The 7,672-nt window shown below is 67.1% G+C and carries 7 protein-coding genes; 5 read left to right on the top strand and 2 right to left on the bottom strand.

From position 1 onward, the window contains the following. Positions 1-599: pyridoxamine 5'-phosphate oxidase (gene pdxH, locus RMO40_RS00235; RefSeq protein ID WP_309714797.1), on the bottom strand; the 599-nt coding region annotated here is incomplete at its 3' end. An 85-nt stretch (positions 600-684) separates the two neighbouring features. Between pdxH and RMO40_RS00230 the strand changes: the two genes are divergently transcribed. From RMO40_RS00230 to RMO40_RS00220, 3 genes are all read left to right on the top strand, one after another. Beyond that, positions 685-1,143, top strand: a complete 459-nt coding sequence (locus tag RMO40_RS00230) for a 2Fe-2S iron-sulfur cluster-binding protein (protein WP_309714795.1) — start codon at positions 685-687, stop codon at positions 1,141-1,143. A 10-nt stretch (positions 1,144-1,153) separates the two neighbouring features. Next, entirely contained in the window at positions 1,154-3,367 is a 2,214-nt protein-coding gene (locus RMO40_RS00225; RefSeq protein ID WP_309714794.1) for a molybdopterin cofactor-binding domain-containing protein, read from the top strand. A gap of 159 nt (positions 3,368-3,526) precedes the next feature. Continuing rightward, positions 3,527-4,150 carry an NTP transferase domain-containing protein gene (locus tag RMO40_RS00220; RefSeq protein WP_309714792.1) on the top strand — a complete coding sequence of 208 codons (624 nt, stop codon included), beginning with the start codon at positions 3,527-3,529 and terminating at the stop codon, positions 4,148-4,150. A gap of 5 nt (positions 4,151-4,155) precedes the next feature. Here the strand turns inward: RMO40_RS00220 and RMO40_RS00215 are convergent, their stop codons facing one another. Beyond that, a complete protein-coding gene (locus tag RMO40_RS00215) occupies positions 4,156-4,773 on the bottom strand; it encodes a gamma-glutamylcyclotransferase (RefSeq protein ID WP_309714790.1) in 618 nt (205 codons plus the stop codon). 46 nt (positions 4,774-4,819) lie between these two features. Here RMO40_RS00215 and RMO40_RS00210 point away from each other — a divergent pair, with 46 nt between their 5' ends. Continuing rightward, positions 4,820-5,239 (top strand): OmpA family protein, encoded by a 420-nt coding sequence (locus RMO40_RS00210; RefSeq protein ID WP_309714788.1) that lies wholly within the window; start codon positions 4,820-4,822, stop codon positions 5,237-5,239. A 106-nt stretch (positions 5,240-5,345) separates the two neighbouring features. After that, the gene (locus RMO40_RS00205) at positions 5,346-7,439 is read left to right on the top strand and encodes an AsmA family protein (protein ID WP_309714786.1); all 2,094 of its coding nucleotides are present in this window, start codon (positions 5,346-5,348) and stop codon (positions 7,437-7,439) included. The last annotated feature ends 233 nt before the right edge of the window (positions 7,440-7,672 follow it).

Below are 7,672 nucleotides of genomic sequence, written 5' to 3'. Positions count from 1 at the left end.
CGGCGATACCGCAGCCGGTCATGCAGCCGAGACTTGCGCCCCTGCCAGAACTCCCACACCTCGGGCACGAGCCGGTAGCCGCCCCAGTGCGGTGGGCGAGGTGGCGAGAGCGCATAGCGTGCAGCCGTCTTGGCCGCGTTGCCCACCAGCACCGCACGCGAGCTGATCACCTGGCTTTGTGGCGAAGCCCAGGCGCCGATGCGGCTGTCGAGCGGGCGTGAGGCGAAGTAGGTGTCGGACTCTTCGGCGCTGGTCTTCTCGACCCGGCCTTCGATGCGCACCACGCGCTCGAGCTCGACCCAGTGAAACAGCAACGCCGCGTGCGGATTTGCAGCCAGCTCACGCCCTTTGCGGCTTGCGTAGTTCGTATACCAGACGATGCCGCGTGCATCAAAGCCCTTGATCAGCACGATGCGGGTCGACGGTCGGCCGCTTTCGCCCACCGTGGCGAGCGTCATCGCGTTGGGCTCGGGCACTTGCGCGTCGAGTGCCTGCTGCAGCCACAGGCCGAACTGTTCGAGTGGGTCGCTGCGCGAGGCCGACTCGTCCAGCTCGGCACGTTCGTAGCTCTTGCGCAGGTCGGCGATGTTTTGGGTCATGGTGCGGGCAGTATAGAAAGGCAGGCCGCGACGCTGTGTCATGCAAAGCGGTGTATACCAACGGCTTCATTTTTGGGAGCCTGGCATGACCTCGTTGAACGTCAACGGCAAAACCGTCAAGGTGGACGCCGACCCTTCCACGCCCGTGTTGTGGGCCTTGCGAGATTCGTTGCAGCTCACCGGCACCAAGTTTGGGTGTGGCGCCGCGCTGTGCGGCGCCTGCACGGTGCATGTGGACGGCCAGCCGGTGCGCAGCTGCGTGACGCCGATCTCGTCGATCGGCAAGCAGAAGATCACCACCATCGAAGCCGTGGCCTCCGACAAGGTGGGCAAGGCCGTGCAGGCCGCGTGGGTCAAGCACGACGTGGCGCAATGCGGCTACTGCCAGAGCGGCCAGATCATGAGCGCGACCGCCTTGTTGCGCAGCAAGCGCCGCCCGACCGATGCCGACATCGACACCGCGATGGCCGGCAACATCTGCCGCTGCGGCACCTACACCCGCATCCGTGCGGCGATCAAGGACGCGGCTGCGTCGCTGGCTTGAGGAGCACACCATGAACTACCAACAACTGATGGCACGCGCCGGCCTTGCCCAGGCCACGGCCGACACGGGATTGGGCCGCCGAGGTTTCTTGAAGCTGAGTGCAGGCGCAGGCTTTGCGCTCGGCCTGTTCACCCAGGTCGATGACGCCACCGCGCAAGCCACCGCCAGCGCCCTCAAGCCCAGCCAGCTGCCCGCGGCCTTCGTCAACATCGACGCCAAGGGCATCGTCACCGTGATGGTCAACCGGCTCGACTTCGGCCAGGGTGTGATCACCGGCCTGCCCATGCTGGTGGCCGAAGAGATGGACGCCGACTGGTCCAAGGTGCGCGGCGAGCTGGCGCCGGCGGGCGACGCTTACAAAGACCCGGCCTTCGGCATCCAGATGACCGGCGGTTCGGGCTCGATCCGCAACTCGTGGCTGCAATATCGCGAGCTGGGCGCTCGTGCACGCGCCATGCTGGTGGGCGCAGCAGCGCAACGTTTTGGGGTGGCACCCGAAGCCTGCAGCGTGACCAATGGCGTGGTCACGGCCGGCAAGAAACGCGCAACGTTTGGCGAGCTCGCGGCCGATGCGATGACGCAACCGGTGCCCGAGAAGGTGGTGTTGAAAGACGCCAAAGACTTCAAGCGCATCGGCAAGCCCACCGGCCGGCTCGACGCGCAGGCCAAGTCGCGCGGGCAGCAGAGCTTTGGCATCGACGCCCGCGCCGAGGGCATGAAGACCGTGCTCATCGTGCACCCACCGGTGTTCGGCGCCCAGGTGGCGAGCTTCGACGCGAGCCGGGCCTTGGCCATCAAGGGTGTGGCCGATGTGCTGCAGGTCAAGCTCGACCGGGGCGCCAGCGGCCTGGCGGTGGTGGCCGATGGCTACTGGCCGGCCAAGATGGGCCGCGACGCGCTGCAGGTCAGCTGGAACACCGAGGGCGTCGAGAAGGTCGACAGCGAAGCGCTGCTCGCGCGCTACAAGAGAATAGCCACCGAGCCCGGCATCAAGGTGCGAGACGCCGACCTGAGCAAGATCGCCAGCGCACCCAAGAAGATCAGCGCCGTGTTCAGCTTCCCCTACCTCGCGCACGCGCCGATGGAGCCGCTGAATTGTTTGATCGACTTCGACGGCACGCGCTGCAAGCTCAGTGCGGGCTCGCAGTTTCAGACCATCGACCAGGCCACGGTGGCCGCGCAGCTGGGGCTGAAGCCGCAAGACGTGCAACTCACCACGATGATGGCGGGCGGTGGCTTCGGCCGGCGTGCCGTGCCGACCTCCGACTACCTGGTCGAAGCCGCCCAGGTGGCCAAGGCCTGGCGCGCTGCCGGCAAGTCGGGGCCGCTCAAGATCGTGTGGAGCCGTGAAGACGACATCCGCGGTGGCTACTACCGGCCGATGCATGTGCACCGCACCGAGATCGGCTTCGACGACAAGGGCAACGTGCTGGGCTGGGACCACACCATCGTTGGCCAGTCGATCCTCACGGGCACGCCCTTCGAGGCCTTCATGGTGAAGAACGGCGTCGATTCGGTGTCGACCGAAGGTGTGGCCGACACACCGTACAACGTGCCGATGGCGCTGCAGGTGCATCACCCCAAGGTCAACGTTCCGGTCTTGTGGTGGCGTTCTGTCGGCCACACCCACACCGCCTTCGTGATGGAGACGCTGGTCGACGAGATCGCCCGCGCCACCGGTCAGGACCCGGTGGCCTACCGCCGCGCGCTGATGAACGACAAACACCAACGCCACCTCGCAGCGCTCGACCTGGCGGTCGACAAGTCGGGTTACGGCAAGAAGACGCTGCCCAAGGGCCAGGCCTTCGGCGTGGCAGTGCACGAGTCCTTCGGGTCGGTGGTGGCCTATGTGGTCGAGGCCTCGGTGGCCAACGGCCAGCCGGTGCTGCACCGCGTGACTGCGGGTGTGGCCTGCGGCACGGCGGTCAACCCGCTGGCGGTGGAAGCGCAGGTGCAAGGCGCGGCGCTGATGGCGCTGGGCACCACCTTGCCCGGCGCGGCCATCACGCTGAAGGACGGTGTGGTGCAGCAGAGCAACTTCGGCGATTACACGGTGGCCCGCATGCCGCAGATGCCGGCGATTGAGGTGCACATCGTGCCGAGCACGGAGCCGCCCACCGGCATGGGCGAACCGGGCGTGCCGCCACTGGCGCCTGCGTTTGCCAATGCCCTGGCGCAGCTCACCGGCAAGCCCTTGCGTTCCCTGCCGTTCGTGATGGGGTGAAACCCTCAAACGCTTACTCAAAAGGGCTTACGGGGAAGGCCTTAAGTGAAGCCCCCACTATCGTTGCATGCCCTGAACTCCCATCCTTCAAACGACGGGTGATTCGTTTTGAATCACCCGCTCACCACCACCGGGCACATCACAAGGGAGAAGGGCCGCATGAAGTCTCGGCCGGCAGTTGTCGTGTTGGCAGCGGGCCGCGGATCACGCTTCCGCGGGCTGCATCACAAGCTGATGCAGAGCCTCGGTGCGTCGACGGTGCTGGCGACCACGCTCTCCAATGCGCTGGCCACCCGTCTGCCGGTGCTGGTGGTGACCACCGAGCCGCTTGCCGAGCTGGTGAGCCACCACGTGGCCACGCGCGACATGGTGGTGCTGCCCTCGGTGGGCTCGCCCGAGAGCCAGGCGCTCGGCATGGGCTACTCGATTGCGGCCGGTGTGGCGGCGCGCTCCGACGCGTCGGGCTGGTTGATCCTGCCGGCCGACATGCCGATGGTGCGCACCAGCACCTTGCTCACCGTGGCCCGCGAGATCGACAGCCACGCCATCGTCTACGCCCAACACCGTGGCCTGCGAGGCCACCCGGTGGGGTTTGCAGCCGAGCTGTATTCAGAGCTGGTGATGCTGACCGGCGACGAGGGGGCACGCCGCCTGGTGGCACGTTACCCGGCCTATGGGGTGGAGATCGATGACCCGGGTGTGCTCTTGGATGTGGACACCGAAGATGATTTGGCGCGGGTGCGCGTTGCCCAGCAGGAAATGCAGTTCCGCGAAGCGCGCTGATCGATTCAAGGTGCCAGCGCATGCTGGCGTGCCAGCGCCACCAGCCGCTCGATCTTCTTGTCGCGAATGCCATGCGCATTCAGTGCATTCGCCGTCTCCAGCAGGTACGCGAGCGTGGTGCCGTAGCGCCCGCTCGCGCGCTTCAACACCTGCACCAGGTGCGTGTCGTCCATCGGCCCGGTGTAGTTGGGGCTGGCGCGGCTGAGGGTGAAGGCCAGCGCGCTCACTTCACCGTGGGCCGTGCGACAGGCCAGCCAGCGAGGGTCATACACGCTGTTGGGCATTTCGCGCGCCCACAGGCGGGGCAGCTCGTCTTCGACCCGATCGCGCGCGATGCGGTAGACCATGCCCTGGCACGAACCACCCCCCACCAAGGCAAACACCAGGCCCGGACACTCGGGCGTGCCGCGGTTGATGCGCGAGCGCATCTCGAGCGCACGGTGCCAGCCGTGCACACGCGCCGGGCGCTGTTCGATCGACTCGAACTCGGGCCGCCAGATCAGCGAGGCATAACCAAACACCCACAAGTCACCCCGCCCGCCCCACGTGGCGCGGGTTTGTGCGAGCAGGCGGGCGGGTTCGCGTTCGGGGCTGAGGGGTCGCAGCGGTTCGACGAGGTGCATGTGCCTCAACTCTAGAATGAATTTCAACCTGACTGGAGAGATGTGGATGAGTGCTCAAGACGATAGCGTGCAAGGCTACGCACTCGGTGCGGTGGCGGGCATCGTGGGCCTGGTGCTGGCCGGGGTGATTGCGCTGGCCTGTACCAAAAGCTTGCGTGGCGGCTCCGACGACCCATCGGCCCAGCGGGTGTACTTCGCTGCCAGCGGCGAGGCGTTGACCACCGAAGGCGATGAGGTGCTGGCGCGCATCGCCGAAGCAGCACGTGCCGACGATCAGCTGATGGTGGTGATCGCCGGGGTGCGCGACGCCAAGGGCGACACCACGGCCGCCCAGCGGCGCGCGCTGCGTGTGCGCCATGCGCTTGAGGCCAACGGCGTCCCGGCTGAACGCCTGGCGCTCGGCCAACCGCTGCCCGCCCCGCGCAACGCCAAAGAGTCGTACCGGGTCGACGTCAGCCTGCGGTGACCGCTGCCCCGTAGGACTTCCCTCACAGTGACAGCCGGTCGCGGCTGATACGGCGGCGGATGCTTGCAGCCTATGGTCGAAGATATCAACCGGCAGGAGCGACGCCATGAAACTACACACTGGGCGCATCCGCACAGGCTGGGCGGTGGGTGCCGGTGTGTTGGCCCTGCTGGTGATGGGCGTCGTCGCCTGCGAAGTGGCCGGCTGGCCGTTTCTCGCCGCACCCGTGCAACGTGCGTTGAGCAAGACGCTGCAACGCGAGGTGCAGTTCAACCAAGACGCGGGAGCGGAAACAGGCTCAGGTGCCGCCACGGTGCGCTTTCTGGGCGGCCTCACGGTCAAGCTGCCGCAGTTGCAGATTGCAGCGCCGGGTTGGAGCGAGCGGCCGTACTTCTTGCGTGCCACCAACGCCGAGATGCAGCTGTCGTATGGCAGCCTGTGGCGCGCCAGGCAAGGCGAGCCGCTCGACATCCATTTGCTGCATGCCGACCACCTGATGGTGCATGCCGAACGCCTGGCCGATGGCCGGGCCTCCTGGTTGTTTGGTGACACCCGACCCAAAGACGCACTGCCAGATGACGCCCGCACCGCTCTCCCCACGGTGCGCGACCTGCGTGTGCTGCAAGGCCAGCTGACCGTCGTCGACGCACCGCTCAAGGCCAACATCACCGCCGAGTTGCAGGTCGCCGAAGGCGCGTCTTCGCCAGCGGCACAGACGGGCACGTCGCAGCCCTTGCGCGTGGCCTTGCAAGGCCTTGTGGCCAGCGCGCAAGGCACCTACGGCCCGGCCCAGCTCACGGCCAAGCTGCGCACGGCGCGTGTCACGCCGCTGCTGAGCAGCGATGCCAATGCCGAGGCGGTGCCCATCGTGCTGGAGCTCAAAGTGGGCAAGGCTGCGCTGGCTTTCAACGGCACCGTGACCGATCTGTTCAAGCTGTCGCGCATGAGTGGCGTGTTCCGCGTCAGCGGCCCGTCGCTGGCTGCCGTGGGTGACCCGTTGGGCGTGACGCTGCCCAGCACCGGCGCCTTCGTGCTGGCCGGGCGCATCACCAAAGCCGGCGAAGTGTGGAACGTGGTGACCGACGACGCCACCGTGGGCTCGAGCAAGCTGAGAGGCGCGTTGACTTACGACACCCGCCCGCGTGTGCCGCTGCTGTCAGGCAGCGTGACGGGCCCGCGCCTGCTGCTGGCCGATCTGGCGCCCACCATCGGCGGCGAGCCGGGCGCAGCGGCTGCGCCACCGGCCGGAGCGTCGTCGCCCGTCGCGGCTCGGGTGCTGCCCGACAAAGAATTCGACCTGCCTTCGCTGCGGGCCATGAATGCCAACGTGCTGATGTCCTTCGACCGCGTTGAACTCGGCAGCCTGTTTGCCTTGCCCTTGCAGCCTTTGAAGACCCACCTCACGCTGCAAGACGGCAAGCTGCGCCTGGACAAGCTGGTGGCGCGCACGGCCGATGGCAACCTGGCCGGCGACGTCTCGCTCGACGGCACCGGCAAGATCGCGCTGTGGGAGGCCGACCTTCGCTGGTCGGGCGTCAAGCTCGAAGAGTGGCTGAAGCAGCCGCGCCCCGGCGGTGGCCCGCCCTATGTGCTGGGCAGCCTGGTGGGCCGCGCCTCGCTCAAGGGTCAGGGGCGCTCGACCGCGCAGATCCTGGGCAGCCTCGACGGCGTGGTGACCACCTCGCTGCGCAACGGCCGGGTGTCGCACCTGGCGGTCGAAGCGGCCGGCCTCGACATCGCCGAAGCGCTCGGCGTGCTGCTCAAAGGCGACGACCTGCTGCCTGTCAGCTGTGCACTGGCCGACATGCAGGCCAAACAAGGTGTGCTGCGCCCGCGCGCCCTGGTGGTCGACACCGGTGACTCCACCCTCTGGGCCGACGGCAGCGTGTCGCTGAAAGACGAAACGCTGGACCTGCGGGTGGTGGTCACCCCCAAGGATTTCAGCCCCTTGACCTTGCGCACCCCGCTCTTTGTCAAAGGCCCGTTCAAAGACCCGCGCGTCTCCGTGGAGAAAGCCCCCTTGGCACGCAAGCTGGGCAGTGCAGTGCTGTTGGCGTTGATCAACCCGCTGGCGGCTCTGGTGCCCCTGCTGGACCGAGGTGGCGGCGAAACCGGCGCCGACAACTGCGCACAACTGCTGGATCGTGCACGGCAGGCCGCACGCGACAAGGCCCAGGCACCACCCGGTGGCAAACCCTGACTTGGTTGACGATGTAATTTGGTTACTGAATAATCAAGACCCAAGTTACAGCCGATGCCCACCCGGCGTCACCGCATGAAACCAGCCCTGATCGAAGTCACCCAGCGCATTCGCGAGCGCAGCGCCGGCTTGCGCAGCGCCTACCTGCAACGTGTGGATCAGCTGGCGGCTCGCCCGCGTGGCTCCGACCGCATGGGTTGCGCCAACGTGGCCCACGCGTTCGCGGCCATGCC

The organism is Rhizobacter sp. (assembly GCF_031412075.1).
Taxonomy (GTDB): Bacteria; Pseudomonadota; Gammaproteobacteria; order Burkholderiales; family Burkholderiaceae_C; genus Rhizobacter.
Note: the sequence above shows the minus strand (reverse complement) of the source record. Positions and strands in the feature narration are given on the sequence as shown.

Bases quoted from the DNA above. Each gene is read 5' to 3' on its own strand.
- RMO40_RS00230 (WP_309714795.1), top strand. From the start codon at position 685: ATGACCTCGTTGAACGTCAACGGCAAAACCGTCAAGGTGGACGCCGAC.
- RMO40_RS00225 (WP_309714794.1), top strand. From the start codon at position 1,154: ATGAACTACCAACAACTGATGGCACGCGCCGGCCTTGCCCAGGCCACG.
- RMO40_RS00220 (WP_309714792.1), top strand. From the start codon at position 3,527: ATGAAGTCTCGGCCGGCAGTTGTCGTGTTGGCAGCGGGCCGCGGATCA.
- RMO40_RS00215 (WP_309714790.1), bottom strand. From the start codon at position 4,773: ATGCACCTCGTCGAACCGCTGCGACCCCTCAGCCCCGAACGCGAACCC.
- RMO40_RS00210 (WP_309714788.1), top strand. From the start codon at position 4,820: ATGAGTGCTCAAGACGATAGCGTGCAAGGCTACGCACTCGGTGCGGTG.
- RMO40_RS00205 (WP_309714786.1), top strand. From the start codon at position 5,346: ATGAAACTACACACTGGGCGCATCCGCACAGGCTGGGCGGTGGGTGCC.